The organism is Nostoc sp., from assembly GCF_054880495.1.
Map to the genome: position 1 here is coordinate 1 of NZ_JBTYKD010000267.1, position 14,035 is coordinate 14,035.

The following is a 14,035-nucleotide window of genomic DNA, read 5'->3' on the forward strand; positions in this document are numbered from 1 at the left end:
AACAGCAGAGGGCTTACCTTCCCATGCTGATTCAGTACGACGCCGAATTCAGCAAGAAGAGTGATTTGGAATGCTTAATTTTTTCCTATACTGTTGGCAAAAGTCACTCGATAGGTTCAGACTAAAAGTTTGGATGGCGACCGCGTGCCAGTTGCTACCCTGTCTTCAGCCGGGCTTTAGGCGTCCACAAGTCGGGCATTGCCGCTACCTAAAAATCATTCTTTTGGGCTATTGTTTGCGTAAGTCCTGACTAAGTAGGCAGATGGAAAATTAATCTTAGTGTAGCTGCCAACAAATTTTGCTAGATACTTATGTAAGGGGTCTACTCTTGAGGAGACGAGAGCGGTGCTAAAGAATATTTTGGTAGCTCTAGACGGTTCGGAAATTTCAGAACGAGTAATTCAGACTTTAGATAATTTGGCGTTGTCAAAAGACTCCAAGGTTATTCTCTGCCATGTATTTCCCACACCAGAGTCAGAGATGGAACTACCCGCTGATAGTCCTCAGCTAGAGTCCCCAATATTTTCTTATTTTCATATTGAAAAACAGCTGCAATTATATCAGGAAAAATTATCAGTCACAAGTGAGTTAGAATTGGTAACTGGTGATCCTGCCGAAGAGATTATTCGCCTTGCCAATATTTACAAAACCGACTTGATTATAATTGGCAGTCGGGGATTGATTGGGATGAAGCGAATTGTCGAGGGTTCTGTTAGCAGTCAAGTTGTGGAAGAGGCTAATTGTTCAGTGTTAGTCGTCAAACCAAGGTAAAAATTTGCAAGGGGAAGCAATGACAATAACCACCCCAAAATTAACCTTTGAGGAATACCTGAAATATGATGATGGCACTGATACCCGCTACGAATTGGTCAATGGAGAACTAATTCCCATGAGTCTAGGAAGTGGGCAACATGGCGCGGTAACAGAATTTCTCAATGTTTGTTTCCGAGCAGAAATTCTCCGGCTAAAGTTGGATTGGACTTCTAAACAAATGGTTATCGGTGTTCGTTCCCCCCGTGCTGGGAGATGGGATACATCGAGGATTCCAGATGTAGTTGTGATTCCATTACCTCAGTGGCGAGAGTTGAGAAACCGAGAGGCAGTTATTGAACTCAACGAACCACCCCCCTTGTTAGTGGTGGAAGTCGTCAGTGAGTCAACAAAGATTGTAGATTATCGAGCCAAGCGAGTTGAATATAACGTTTTAAATATTCCAGAGTATTGGATTGTCGATCCATTAACGAACAAAGTTACTGTTTTCACATTGATTGAAGAATTATACGAACCAGTAGAGTTTATTGGTACTCAATGCATTCAATCTCAAATTTTTCCAGAGTTAGAATTAACAGTTGAACAAGTGTTAACAGCCGATAATTAAAAATAATTTCAAAGCAGTTCTGTAAAAAGAGTTTCGTTATCGTTCACAAATTACTAGATTGTGATGAATCTGGTTGATTTCTCAAATAGCAACGCTTACTTCCCTACTCAAAGTGAGCAGTATCTTTAGGGAAAAGCACCACTTACAGCAGTTTTCATGTATTTGAACCACATCTGTCGTAGGGGCACAGCATGCTGTGCCCCTACCACGTGGTCTATTTACCTGAAAATAGCTGTAAGTTTATCAACAGTTGCCAACTAGCAACCGTTGACAGACTTTGTGAAGTTTGTTGAAGAAAAGTATGTGGGTAACAATAAACGTATGCTAAGATAATTGCCATCAAACAAATAGCTAATAGCTTGTCAGAGTTAAGTAGATTAGCTATTAAGACAGACAGACGCAAAAGTAAATTAACCTGCTCTAACAGGGTCGTTTATTTAAGAGCCTTTATCCGAGTAAAGACGCGGTTAATCGTGTCTTTACGTTTATTCTTTCCCTTCTACTAAACCTCATAAGTTTGCCTATTCCCCTAACAGAATAGTTAAGAGCGCGACGTAACAATTGCATTAGATCCACCATCTCCACCTATAACAGTGCTTCCAATAACAACAACATCGCCAGAGCCAATATTTATGATGCCAGCACCGCCAGCACCGCCGGTAAATTGAGCTATAAATTGAAAGAAATACTTAATTAAAGAGACTTTAGCAGTTTCCTTCTTGGAGCTTTTGTTCCCACCACAGAAATTGGCTTCTTCGTTGGCGGTTAATGTCGTAAACAATGTGCTTTCCATAACCTTAGTTATCGTTTGATTGTGGTGATTAAAGTTACGTCACTCCAAAGTAATAGATATAAACGTAAAAGAGTATATTTAGTAACTTGTTTGTGACGTTAGAAGTATTATACGGCTCTTGCTAAATAGGTCAAGCAATTATTTTTTTAATAAAGAAAAATATATTACACCTCTTCCTCTTCGGCAAAGATATTACCTAGTTAGCATTTATACAAATTTAATTAAAAATAAGTTTTATTTGCCAAAAAATCGCAGGTGTCAATATATATTGATATAAATATGGCGATCTCAAAGCTTAATTTTGTTTGTTAAAAAACGTATAGATGAAGATCATTACGTGTTAATACTGACAAAGTAACGAAAAATACCAGAATTAAAGATATAGTCAAGCAAACCAAACAATATTTTTTATACTAATTTGTACTTAAATAAATTTATCAAACTCAAAACTGGAATTCTGCATTTTTGAATAAGTATTTTTATGTAAAAAATGTTTTTTTGTAATTATTTAATACAACAAAAACTCAAGGCGTATAACTTTTTCTAATATAAAAAGTTTAATTGTGGTTAATTATTTATTAATTTGAAAAAAGCTTTATTAGGTAGATTATACAAATTTTTTGCAAATAAATGAAGAAAGCGTAAAAGTTTAGAGGAAAATTATAAAAATTTGGTATTTCTATTAAAGTGCGCTATGCGGGTTTATCTGACCAAACCTGCATTAACTCTTTTCTAGAGACATAACGGATGTCAACGCCTAGGTCAGCAAGTATATATTTTTTACCTTTTTGACCAGACAAAACAACCCAGTGAGTACCTCTCCAGTGAATAATTGCTGGCAGTGGCGCTTGGGTCATCTGGTCTAATATTTTATTAGATGCTCTGACAGAGCGTGCATTAAAACCAAGCGTTCCGCTAACATATGTTGTTCCTAATAGCCTAGTACCTACCGCTCCCCGGATGCGATTTAGTATAAAGTTACGGCACCAGTGTTTGGCAATAGAAGCAAGACAAGCAGCTCCACAATCTTCTTCGCTATGTTGTGTAACAACTTGCTATTTCATTTTACACTCCAGTAAGGGACTGACAAATAAAAAAATACTCAAATACTTCTTGTGGGGTAATTTATTTGTTGGAAGTCCCTAACCAATAATATTGTGAGAAAACCCAAAAAAATAGGAGGGTTTTATCCGTGCATACAGTAGCACTCATTCCCTACTCGACTACTCAAAGATAAGCAGTATTTTCCGAAAGAAGCACTAGAAATTAGGATTGACTATGGCTATTAAACAATACTCAATCCTAATTTGTGAAGTTTGTTGAAGAAAAGTCGATGCCTCGTAATAAATGTATGCTAGGATAATTGCACTCAATAAATACCTAATTGCTGGTAGAATTAAGTCGATTAGCAATTCAGGTACGTGTATTAAGTAACTTAACCTGTGGCAACAGGGTAAATTATTTAAAACGCGAGGCTTTATTTCTCTGAAGGCGCAGTTAATCCTGCCTTGACGTTTATTGTTTCGCTTCTACTAAACTTCATAAGTTTGCCTATGGCGATGAATTTTCTAGCTTACTTATTGTTGGCGAAGATATTTCCTGCATTCGCCGATGCATATTGTCCAGTCAATACGTTTCCATTTTTCTTTCCAGAAATACTTCCAGTACCTCCCAAAACTACATTGATGGGAATAGCAACAGCAGTATTGCCGAGGGTGATGTTATTACCATTGAAGCTATTAGTGATAGCGCCGCCAGAAAGGCTGGCTTCTTCGTTGGTGCTTAATGCAGTAAACAATGTGCTTTCCATGATTTTAATTCTCGCTTGATTGTTGGGGTTAAAGTCAACGCCACTCCAAAGTAATAGATATAAACGTAAAGTGTATATCTAGTAACTTTTTTGTGAAGTTAAATGTATTATACGCCTCTTGCTCAAAAGGTCAAGCAGCCAAGTATTTAAGAAATGTGTATTACACATCTGAATCAAAAATATTACATAGTTACTTTTTATACAAAATTATTTAAAATTTAATTTTTTATTCATCAAAAAATCGTAGTCGTCAATATATATTGATATAAATAAAACGGTCTAAAAGCTTAATTTTGTCAAAAAATGTATAATTGCAGCTAATTGCGTATTAATACTGGTAAATTAACGAAAATCCACAGACTTAAAGATATAGTCAAGTAAATAAAACGAATTTTTTATACGGTTCGTACTTAAATAAATTTATAAAACTCAAAACTGCGATTCTGCATTTTACAGTAAGTATTTTTATCTAAAAATGTTATTTTTACAATCATTTTTTTATACACCAAAAATTTGAGTAAATATAATTTCTTCTAATATATAAACGTTTGACTTTGCTGAAAGATTTATTAATTTGAAAAAATTTTTATATTGGTTACATAAATGTTTTGCAAATAAATAAAGAAAGGATAAAATTTTAAATAAAAATTATAAAGATTTGGTATTACTATCATTAAATGCGCGAATTCTTATTTAGAGTTAGCTGTATATCAACATTATATTTAAATACTAAGTAGGTCGGCACGATAAAACCCATGTACGTTTAGTTTTATAAAAACTCTGAAATCACTGATTTATAAGCTGTTTGCTGATTTTACATTTCGTCACGTAGGTTGATTTTTTAAGGCCGATTTACTTAAACGCCGTGTACAACTTCACTCTCAAACCTAACCCCCAACCCCTTACGCCAGGTGCAACAACAATCTTTGGCTCGCCGCCCAACGCACTGGCTTCCCTACTAGCGTTGGGGAGCAAGAATCAAAGCCTCTCTCCGTGTCCGGGATCTCACTTTTTAGCCCGATTATAATACCCCCACTAAATAAAAATAAAAAACCTTGATTTTCATTGGCTTGATGAATTTAGGGGTAGGCTGGGGAGGCACTCGCGCTCTGGTGAAGAGAGTTGAACGATGTGGCGTTTGAGGAACGTAGAAGTCTGTCAAGTTGAAATTGATGAGTAAGCAAGTTTGTAGTCAAGACTTTAGTCCTTATTTAGTAAGCACTTAAGTGCTTACTACAAACTCTTCATTACTAGCTTGAGATTTATTTTGAGAAAAGCAAGGCTGTTAAAGGATTTGTCGGCTGATTGAGAACACACATAGAGACAAGGAAAATCCCCCTTGTCCCTACGTTCAGTCGATTCAACGCTCTTGAGTTGCCAAAAACTGACGCAAGCTCAATAAACTCAGGGTTTGACCCAAATTCAAGGGCAAAATTGAAACTCCTTCCAAGCGAGATTGTACCCAACCTTCTCCCCAGTACCATTCGTGGAAGCCGTCAATGCCTCCACTGAGTACTAAGCGGAGACAGTTGGATTTTACAACATCTACTTGATGATGAATCGGGACTGGCCCAGTCCAGGTAGTAAACTGGAATCCGGGAAGCAGTTCTTCTGGCATTCCTGGCGCAAAGCGTTGCCCTAAGAGCCATTTTTCTAGTTGCACCGGATGCAGCAGACTGTCACGAATTGCATCTGTTGGTGCTTCAATTTCGATTCGCAGTTGACTTTGTTGAAAATTACCCAGCATTTTTCTAGGATTACCTAAAGGTGAGACATCGCTATTTCTAATATTGCAAATACAATCACTGATTATTAGCGCGTCACTTTTCTACCAGCAGAGAACTTAGAATAGAAAAAGTGAACTTGTTAAGAAATGTAAGGTTATTCATGGCGGATCAGTTAATTCGTGCAACAGCAGCCGAAGGTGGAATTCGTGCCATAGGTGTGATCACCACACGTTTAACAGAAGAAGCACGGGGACGCCATAAGCTTTCCTATGTGGCAACGGCAGCACTAGGTCGGACTATGGCAGCAGGCTTGTTAATGGCTTCTAGTATGAAGCGAACTGGGTCGAGGGTGAATGTGCGAGTCAAGGGCGATGGGCCTTTGGGTGGGATATTGGTAGATGCAGGCTTAGATGGCACGGTACGCGGATATGTCGGGAATCCATCTGTGGAATTGCCTCCCAATGCCAAAGGTAAGCTAGACGTTGGTGGTGCAGTGGGTGGCGGCTACCTCTACGTTGTCCGAGATATCGGTTATGGTTATCCCTACTCTAGTACGGTTGAACTAGTTTCTGGGGAAATTGGCGATGATGTGGCTCATTATCTGGTGAATTCTGAACAAACACCTTCAGCTTTAGTTTTAGGTGTCTTCGTGGGAGCAGGTGGAGTAACGGCGGCTGGCGGATTACTGCTACAAATATTACCTAAAGCTGCCAGAGACGAAGCTTTAGTAGAAAGGTTGGAATCACGGGTGGCTGGTCTAGCAGGATTTACACCATTGCTGCAAGCTGGGAAGACTTTGACTGAAATCTTAGGCGACTTGCTGGGAGATATGGGGCTGGCAATCTTTCCCGAACGGCAAATGCTGCGCTTCCAATGTGGTTGTTCTTTCGATCGCGTTTTGGGGGCACTGAAGATGTTGGGAGAAGCCGAACTGCAAGATATGATTATCAAAGATGATGGTGCTGAAGCAACTTGCGACTTTTGCGGCAGTGTTTACCAGGCAAGTAGCGATCAGTTAGCTCAACTAATTGCCGATTTGCAAGCTGAATCTATCGTTTGCGAATAAAGTATAAAATAGCACTGATTTTTGAGATTGTTAATGGTATTTTGGGGAGAGAGATAATCAAAAAAGTAGCTTTTTAATCACGAGAAAGTTACTATGGCAGCAATGGAATTATCAAGCTAAAACAGAGCGCTATTCAATTATTTTGGTGTGAGAGATGACAGAGCGGGATATTCCAGAGAGTTGGTCTTCAGCCAGTGGAAGAGAGCCAGATCAAAATACAAGATTATCCCGAACAGAAGAATTCGGTGAAACTCAACCATTTGGTGTTCCAGCTACTGGTTCTACCTCCAAGTCAGTGAAGCGGCGAAAAAAAAACGATCCGGATCGCAAAGCGTCTCGTAGAGAAGGATTACATATAAATAGTCATTCAGAAGAAACTGCTCAACTCAGTAAAAGTTCTGGGAAATGGCCACGCTGGATGAAAAGCTGGACGTTGTGGCTAGTATTACTAATGTTGATTCCCGGCAGTGTCGGATTCTTGGCAATAGCAATGCTGCTGAAGTTGCCAACTGCCCCTAATTGCCCATCGATTTTCTGGCCTCTAGCTAGTGCTTCTGTGCGGCTACACTGCGCTCAGTTGGCGGCTTCTAAGGAGACAGTGAACGACCTATTGCAAGCGATCGCTCTGGTGAAGCAACTACCACAAAATCACCCGTTGCATGGAGAAATTGACCGTTTCATCGAAGAATGGTCACGGGATATTTTAAAGTTAGCTGATCAAAGTTTCCAAACCGGGAATTTAGAGAAAGCGATCGCAACAGCCCAGAAAATCCCCCAAGACGTGGTTGCTTATAAATTAGTTGATGAACAAATTGGCAAATGGCAGTCGATTTGGTCAAAGGCAGAAGCTACATACAACGGTGCGATCGCCGAAGTAAAGGAACGGCACTGGCAATCGGCATTCATGTTATCCGCCAAAATGCTGCGCGTAGATAATCAATACTGGGCGAGTACTAAATACGACCAATTGAATAGTCTAATTGCCAGAGCGCGGGAAGATGGCGATAAGTTAGACAAAGCTGAAAATTTAGCAAGTAGTAAAGTAGTTGATAATTTACTAGAAGCGATCAAGTTAGCCGAGTCGATTGGGCAGGAAAGTTATATTTACCAAAAAGCTCAGTCAGCGATTCCCGGATTTGGACGCAAAATGCTGGAATTGGCACAGGCAAAACTAGACAACCGGGATGCGGATGAGGCGCTGAATATTGCCAGACAAATACCGGAAAGTACGAAACTACAAGCCGAAACAGATGACTTTATCGCCATAGCTGACGCGAAAAGGAGTGCTTGGATCGGTAATGTTTCTGGTTTAGAGGCTGCGATCGCCCAAGCACAACAAATTGATCCTTCCAGACCAGTGTATAAGGAAGCACAGCAACTCATTGCTCGTTGGCAGTTGGAAATTGAAGATGTTGCCAATTTAGAAAAAGCGAGAATATTGGCTAGTCAGGGAACAGTCCCTAATTTAACAGCAGCGATCGCCCAAGTGGAACTCATCCCTGCTAGTAATCCTAGAGCCACAGAAGCTAGGCAAGAGATGGGTCGCTGGCGTGCCCAAGTGGAGACAATTGAAGACCAGCCTTACTTAGACCGCGCCGACCAGATAGCGGTATTTGAGGATATTAACTCCTTGCAAGCTGCGATCGCTCAGGCCAGCGAAATCCGTAGAGGTCGTGCATTATATCCAGAAGCCCAGAAAAAAGTTCGCACTTGGGTAGGAAAGATTCAGCGAATTCAAGACCAGCCCTACTTGGATCAGGCACAAGAACTGGCTCAGAGTGGAAATCTCACCGCCGCCATTGGCGCAGCTCAACAAATTGCCTCGTCGGGAAGGGCGCTTTCTGGAGACGCACAAGCTGCGATAAATGATTGGGAAGGTCAAATCCGCACCAAAGAAAACTGGAAAAAAGCCCAGGAAGTGGGGGCGACTGGTACGCCAGAAGGGTTGGTTGAGGCAATACGGCTGGCAGATGGGGTTTCAAACAATAGCATCTTACGTATGGATGCGAATCAAGCTATTGACCAGTGGAGTCAGCAATTGTTAGAAATAGCACGCTCTCAAGGTCAGTCTGATATTGCCAAAGGGATTGGCATTGCCAAATCGATTCCACGCGGTAGTGCTGCTTACAGTGGGGCGCAAGAGCAAATTAAGGCTTGGCAGCAATTTCTCAATCCTCAACCCTCGCCTCAGCCTCAGCTTGAGTCTCCACAATTGCCACCATCAACGACTATTAATGGGCAGTAATAATCCTTATTACTGTATTGCGTTAAAAGGGCGGTTATAAACCGCGCCAGGTGCTTCAAGTCGCCGGAGCCGCCCAACGCACTGGCTTGTCTACACAGGCAAAACCCGCCTCAGCAGGTTAAAAAACCTTAATATTTCTCTTAGCCCACGGAGGTGGGCTTTGTTTGTATAGGCGCGAATTCTATTGGCCCAGGCTCTACGAAAATTTATTCCCCCATCGCTTCTCCCCATTCCTTAATTACAGAAAATAGTGATGAGTAATCATCATCAGCAAATGACATTTTCACGGCTGTTTGCAAGATTTGCCGCACACCTTTAATACTGCTGAGATCCAAACTCCGAGATTTCGCTTCCGAGATAAATAATTCTGTATCTTTAAGCAAGTGTTTTGTGGGAAAATTGGGATCAGCATAATTGCCATCCAACATCCGTTGTAGCTTTTTGTCAAAGGTAGGTGCGTAGAGTGAACTGTCGCGCAATATTTGCATAAACACATCCACATCGACACCCTGACGCTGGATAAAAGCTAAACTCAGAGCAAAGCTAGTTGTTAGGGAAGCTATTAGTTGATTTAGTGCCAATTTCAGCGCCGCCGCAGATCCCACTGGCCCTATAAGTAAAGGTTCTGTGCCAAAATTTTGGAGTAACTTGAAGTGGCGTTCAAATTGTTCTGGTTCGCCGCCTACCATAACACTCAACTTGCCAGCTTTTGCTTCCGGGATACTCCCTAATACGGGTGCTTCTAAATACTCACCACCACCTGCAACAACTGCATCTCTAATTTCCTGGCTTTCTGTGGGGGTAATTGTTCCCATTTGGATGATCGTGCGCCCTTCTAGAGTTTGCCAAGCCGTATCTGAAAGCAACACATTATAAATGGCCGAGACATTAGTAAGCATGAGGATTACGCACTCAGAAGCACGAATGGCGTGGCGCGGATGTGTGACAATTTCAGCCCCAGCTGCTTGTAGTGGTGCTAATTTTTCTGGGGTACGATTGTAGGCAACTAGCTGTATATCTGCGGCTAATAACCTTTGAGCCATTGGTAGTCCCATTAGTCCAGTTCCCAGAAATGCCACCTTCATTTTTCACGTTCCTTTAATACAGCGTAGGCGTAGCCTGTTTTAGACATCGCGATCGCATTGTTTGATTTTAATATCAGTGAACAGTTATCTCTGAATACTGATAACTGTTCACTAACTACTGAATATCGTATTTGGTGATTAGCCACCAGCAGCAAAAGTCGCCATAATTATCACTGAAAGTAAAATACCTGGAGTAAGTAAGGTTACTAGCATTAGCAGGTCATGAGTAGTCATAATTATTACTTTTCTAGTGTGTTTAACTTTACAGTAATCACTGTTATGCTATTTTAACTTTTCTTTCTTTACCTTTACTCTGGCAGAATCAATCCTTTGAGTGGTTGAGAAATTTCTGTCTTGTCCAAGCCTTTGCTCTGAACTAGGACTCCAAAACCACCTAGTCCTGTGGGATCTATAAGTTGGTGTAGTGCGTCCCGCCGCTTTAGTAACTGCGAAAGGGGTTGCTGTTGATTAGAAAGCGCACTAATACGATCGCCTAAACCCAACGCCATCAAAAATAATCCCTGCTGGATAAAACCAACATTCTTTAAATTGCACTTCTGGCCCCAGCGTGACAAAGCTGTAAAGTCAACATGGGCAGTGATATCTTGTCTTCCAATATTGATATAGGGGTTGTCATGGAAACGGTGATGATAATAACACTGTAGCGTTCCTTGCGATCGCCTGGGATTATAGTAACGACTGGCAGGGTAGCCATAATCAATTGTTAACACATAGCCGCGCTGCAAGCGGTCTGCTACTATACTCAACCAGTCTAGAGCAGCTAAATTAATTTCACTACGATAACCATCTGGATATGCACTTTGAGCAAAGTTGATTTGCAATAAATCCAAATATTCAGCTAGTTGGGGCGTTGAAGGTTCCCCTGTGACTTCTACAAATGATGGGCATGGGGCATTGGTTTCTTTCTCATTCTGATCTGTGGTTAGATAAATTTCTCGGAGTTCTCCTGTTTCTAGAATGAATTGATGTACGGGAAATGCGTCTACTAGTTCATTAGAAAAAAAGCAGCCAGCGATCGCATTCGGTGGTATATCCTCTAAATTGCACCAACGCACGGGTAAATCTTGCAAGCGTTGCTGTTGTTCTTGTCTTAAAGTTGGGGACTTTTCAACAATGATGTACTCCAGCGCCGTAAAAAAATCTGGGTAGTGCAGTTGATGATATTTAAGGATATGTAATGCCAGCAATCCTTGACCTGCTCCCATTTCTACCAGAGAAAAGGGTACAGGTTTTCCTAAAATCTCCCACATTTGCAAAAATTGTTCTGCTAGTAACTCGCCAAAGTCAGCACAGAGGTTTGGAGAAGTGAAAAAATCACCACCTTGAAAGCCAATTTTAACTGCATCGCTGGAATAGTAGCCATGTTCAGGATGGTATAATACCATATCCATGAATTGGGCGAAAGTAATTCGTTGTTGAGGAGTGGTGGTAATCTGATTTGCGATCGCTGTACACAATGCTGGATTTGAATCCATAAAATTTGAGATTGGGGAGTCGAGAAAATAAATGCTTGCCAGGAGCACAATCAATTTAAGCGAAGTGTAAAAATTGAAACCTGTAGTGTTAGCCTGCGGGTCGCAGTAAGCGGATAAACCCTTCTTGCTCAAAGTGCCGATCAGTAGACAATGCCTCTGTAATCCCGCGCTGGCGCATTAGCACAAAGCTCAGTGCATCACATAGAGAGTAAGTTTTATCCTCCCGTTCCATTAGGAGATCGACTGCTCTCCGGTGCAATGGCTCATCTACCCAAACCGTTTCTATGTCTACGTTATCCAGCAAGTCAACTATAAAAGCAAGGACGGATGAACGCCGAAAACGCCTTGCAGTGGCTAACGCGACGTACTCAGCAATTATATAGCTGTGGGTTAATCGGATTGTTGCTCTCTTATAGGCAGCAATAGCTTCAGTATGCAAAGGCTCAGTCTGATAGTGCAGACAAAGTAACCCAGAGGTATCGAGGAGCATTAACCCTCCTCGTGGTTATTGGCATACTCTCTCACCAAATCTACATCAATACTCTCATTGTTCAGATCAATGGGATGTTCGAGATTAAGTGCCCCAAAATGGCGTTCAAATCTGGCTCGTACTGTCTCCTTTTCGGCTTCAGACAGCAACAATTTAAAAACTTGTCCAAACTGTTGCTCTAGCAACGTTGCAGCTAGCTGTTCAGGAGGAACGCCAATCGCTTTAGCCTGTCGCTGAATCGCGGTAAAAATCTGATCGTTCAGTTCCAGTGTCAGAAGATGGGTCATAAAAGTATGCAACGTGGCTAGAGGCTATGGTAATTATAGCTTTGCTTGTTTGATGCCCTAATCAATGAAATATTTGAAGGTTGCGTCTTGCTAATAGCCGATCGCGTACTCCCATTGGGTTAAAATTCTTTTCAGCTTCTTGTTGAATCTTTGTGGCAAGTCTTTGACGCTCTAGAAGGTAGGCATTAACTTCGGCTTGGTGTTGCAACTAATAACCGATTAGGAAATAGACATCAGAAATATGAAGCGATGGGTACTGTTCCTTGGTTGAGTCGATGGCGGGTATTATCCCGCGCACCTCTCAGTTAAATCTGGGCGTGCGACTTTCACCGCACCCAGCTTGCGATGTTCTCAGCTTGCGCTTTTGCTCATGTGTTTGTAATCGTGGCAACTCTCGTGAATTGCTTCAAGATTGTTTTTCTTCCAGTTAGCGTGATTTCCATCGATGTGATGCAGATGAACCCGTTCCTCATCAATGAATTTCAGACCGCAGGAAGCACATCTATGGTTTTGCTTCTTAAGAGCAATAGAAGTTTCGCCGTAGTAGAGCTTGCTTTTGCGTTCGCTCCAGTAGGCTGTATTTCCGTCATAGGGGGATTGTGTTCCTTTAACCATGACGTGTTTATTTTCGGAGTAGGAAACTGCTGGGAATGCTTTGTCTAGTAATTTCTTGCTAGAGTAGCGGTTTTGTTTGGTTTCCTTGTTAAATACTTTGTAAGCTCTCGTTTCGATGTGGTATAACGAGTTTCTCGACCCGTCCATCTTGCAGAACTTATGGTAATTTCTCCAACCTCTAACTACCGGGGCTAATTTTTCAGCCTTTGTGATAGCACCATAATTCGAGTTGTTGACGATGTGTTTTACTTTTTTACGAAAAGCTTTGAAGTTATCCACTGAGGGAGTACATCTAAACTTTCCATTACTCTGCACTTTGAAGTGCCAGCCGAGGAAATCAAACCCATCTGTCGCGGCGGTTACTTTGGTTTTCTTTTGGCTTACTTGCATTCCGCGTTTGCGGAGGAACTCGCTGATTCTTTCAAGTATCTCTGTCACATCATCTTCGGGTCGGAGTATTATAACCATATCGTCCGCATATCGGACTGATGGCTCGGCAATTTTTTCTGCCGATGTTTTAGGTGTAATCCTTTTACCCTCTCTATATTGAGCGTGGTATCTGTGGATACTCTCAATCCCGTTGAGCGCGATGTTAGCTAGTAGCGGGCTGACCACTCCCCCTTGAGGTGTACCCTGTTCAGGGAATTCTGGGTTAACTCCTGCCTTGAGGCATCGGAAAATACCGAGTTTTAAGCCTTTGGGGGCAATGAGTTCATCCATTATTGATGAGTGGTTAATCCTGTCGAAGCATTTTTCGATATCGAGTTCAATAACTCGTTTCTCTATTCCGTTGGCTTTGGAATTGAGGTTCTCAAAGATGTACTTTTGTGCATCATGGGCAGAGCGCCCCGTTCTAAACCCGTAGCTCCTAGCATGAAAAGTGGCAACGCGCAAGCTGGTTCGAGCGCATATTTTGCGAGGCATTGCCAAGCTCTATCCGCAATGGTGGGAACAGTACAGTAAGACTGCACATAACTTCAAGTCACTTTTGGGAAGTCGTGTCACCATCATCAATCCCATCCACCCGTTATGTGGTCAGTCAG

Annotated in this window: 12 protein-coding genes and 2 pseudogenes; 4 read left to right on the plus strand and 10 right to left on the minus strand. The window is 41.6% G+C overall.

The genetic code is table 11. From position 1 onward, the window contains the following. Nucleotides 1–345: 345 nt before the first annotated feature. The gene (locus tag ACYTXL_RS24110) at nucleotides 346–771 is read left to right on the plus strand and encodes a universal stress protein (protein WP_461926939.1); all 426 of its coding nucleotides are present in this window, start codon (nucleotides 346–348) and stop codon (nucleotides 769–771) included. 19 nt (nucleotides 772–790) lie between these two features. Then, a complete protein-coding gene (locus ACYTXL_RS24115) occupies nucleotides 791–1,378 on the plus strand; it encodes a Uma2 family endonuclease (protein ID WP_335163577.1) in 588 nt (195 codons plus the stop codon). A 541-nt stretch (nucleotides 1,379–1,919) separates the two neighbouring features. Here the strand turns inward: ACYTXL_RS24115 and ACYTXL_RS24120 are convergent. The 4 genes and pseudogenes from ACYTXL_RS24120 to ACYTXL_RS24135 all read right to left on the minus strand — a co-directional run bounded on the left by ACYTXL_RS24120 (nucleotide 1,920) and on the right by ACYTXL_RS24135 (nucleotide 5,728). Further along, nucleotides 1,920–2,171: a hypothetical protein gene (locus ACYTXL_RS24120; protein WP_461926940.1), complete on the minus strand. Its 252-nt coding sequence runs from the start codon at nucleotides 2,169–2,171 to the stop codon at nucleotides 1,920–1,922. Between the two features lie 692 nt (nucleotides 2,172–2,863). Further along, a pseudogene (locus ACYTXL_RS24125) lies at nucleotides 2,864–3,211 on the minus strand (cysteine peptidase family C39 domain-containing protein); the annotation flags it as partial. 533 nt (nucleotides 3,212–3,744) lie between these two features. Then, complete coding sequence (locus ACYTXL_RS24130; RefSeq protein ID WP_461926941.1) at nucleotides 3,745–3,981, minus strand: hypothetical protein; 237 nt, start codon at nucleotides 3,979–3,981, stop codon at nucleotides 3,745–3,747. A 1,360-nt stretch (nucleotides 3,982–5,341) separates the two neighbouring features. Further along, nucleotides 5,342–5,728 carry a hypothetical protein gene (locus ACYTXL_RS24135; protein WP_461926942.1) on the minus strand — a complete coding sequence of 129 codons (387 nt, stop codon included), beginning with the start codon at nucleotides 5,726–5,728 and terminating at the stop codon, nucleotides 5,342–5,344. A gap of 140 nt (nucleotides 5,729–5,868) precedes the next feature. Between ACYTXL_RS24135 and hslO the strand changes: the two genes are divergently transcribed. Together hslO and ACYTXL_RS24145 are read left to right on the plus strand one after the other, a co-directional pair. Beyond that, a complete protein-coding gene (gene hslO, locus ACYTXL_RS24140) occupies nucleotides 5,869–6,774 on the plus strand; it encodes an Hsp33 family molecular chaperone HslO (protein WP_461926943.1) in 906 nt (301 codons plus the stop codon). A gap of 154 nt (nucleotides 6,775–6,928) precedes the next feature. After that, the gene (locus tag ACYTXL_RS24145; RefSeq protein WP_461926944.1) at nucleotides 6,929–9,019 is read left to right on the plus strand and encodes a type 2 periplasmic-binding domain-containing protein; all 2,091 of its coding nucleotides are present in this window, start codon (nucleotides 6,929–6,931) and stop codon (nucleotides 9,017–9,019) included. A 206-nt stretch (nucleotides 9,020–9,225) separates the two neighbouring features. On the opposite strand, the gene ACYTXL_RS24150 is transcribed toward ACYTXL_RS24145, so the two are convergent. From ACYTXL_RS24150 to ACYTXL_RS24175, 6 genes and pseudogenes are all read right to left on the minus strand, one after another. Next, entirely contained in the window at nucleotides 9,226–10,104 is an 879-nt protein-coding gene (locus ACYTXL_RS24150; RefSeq protein ID WP_461926945.1) for an NAD(P)-dependent oxidoreductase, read from the minus strand. Between the two features lie 308 nt (nucleotides 10,105–10,412). Further along, on the minus strand, nucleotides 10,413–11,600 hold the full coding sequence (locus ACYTXL_RS24155) for a class I SAM-dependent methyltransferase (protein WP_461926946.1): 1,188 nt from the start codon (nucleotides 11,598–11,600) through the stop codon (nucleotides 10,413–10,415). An 88-nt stretch (nucleotides 11,601–11,688) separates the two neighbouring features. Further along, entirely contained in the window at nucleotides 11,689–12,090 is a 402-nt protein-coding gene (locus ACYTXL_RS24160) for a type II toxin-antitoxin system VapC family toxin (protein WP_461926947.1), read from the minus strand. Beyond that, complete coding sequence (locus ACYTXL_RS24165; protein WP_461926948.1) at nucleotides 12,090–12,377, minus strand: hypothetical protein; 288 nt, start codon at nucleotides 12,375–12,377, stop codon at nucleotides 12,090–12,092. The genes ACYTXL_RS24160 and ACYTXL_RS24165 overlap by 1 nt, the downstream gene beginning before the upstream one ends. A 61-nt stretch (nucleotides 12,378–12,438) precedes the next feature. Continuing rightward, entirely contained in the window at nucleotides 12,439–12,585 is a 147-nt protein-coding gene (locus ACYTXL_RS24170; protein WP_461926949.1) for a hypothetical protein, read from the minus strand. Nucleotides 12,586–12,728: 143 nt separating this feature from the next. Beyond that, nucleotides 12,729–13,945: pseudogene (locus ACYTXL_RS24175) on the minus strand (group II intron reverse transcriptase); the annotation flags it as partial. Nucleotides 13,946–14,035: the final 90 nt, after the last annotated feature.

What these genes read in the sequence shown, in the direction of transcription:
- ACYTXL_RS24115 (WP_335163577.1), top strand. Translation starts at nt 791, where the DNA reads ATGACAATAACCACCCCAAAATTAACCTTTGAGGAATACCTGAAATAT.
- ACYTXL_RS24120 (WP_461926940.1), bottom strand. Translation starts at nt 2,171, where the DNA reads ATGGAAAGCACATTGTTTACGACATTAACCGCCAACGAAGAAGCCAAT.
- ACYTXL_RS24130 (WP_461926941.1), bottom strand. Translation starts at nt 3,981, where the DNA reads ATGGAAAGCACATTGTTTACTGCATTAAGCACCAACGAAGAAGCCAGC.
- ACYTXL_RS24135 (WP_461926942.1), bottom strand. Translation starts at nt 5,728, where the DNA reads ATGCTGGGTAATTTTCAACAAAGTCAACTGCGAATCGAAATTGAAGCA.
- hslO (WP_461926943.1), top strand. Translation starts at nt 5,869, where the DNA reads ATGGCGGATCAGTTAATTCGTGCAACAGCAGCCGAAGGTGGAATTCGT.
- ACYTXL_RS24145 (WP_461926944.1), top strand. Translation starts at nt 6,929, where the DNA reads ATGACAGAGCGGGATATTCCAGAGAGTTGGTCTTCAGCCAGTGGAAGA.
- ACYTXL_RS24150 (WP_461926945.1), bottom strand. Translation starts at nt 10,104, where the DNA reads ATGAAGGTGGCATTTCTGGGAACTGGACTAATGGGACTACCAATGGCT.
- ACYTXL_RS24155 (WP_461926946.1), bottom strand. Translation starts at nt 11,600, where the DNA reads ATGGATTCAAATCCAGCATTGTGTACAGCGATCGCAAATCAGATTACC.
- ACYTXL_RS24160 (WP_461926947.1), bottom strand. Translation starts at nt 12,090, where the DNA reads ATGCTCCTCGATACCTCTGGGTTACTTTGTCTGCACTATCAGACTGAG.
- ACYTXL_RS24165 (WP_461926948.1), bottom strand. Translation starts at nt 12,377, where the DNA reads ATGACCCATCTTCTGACACTGGAACTGAACGATCAGATTTTTACCGCG.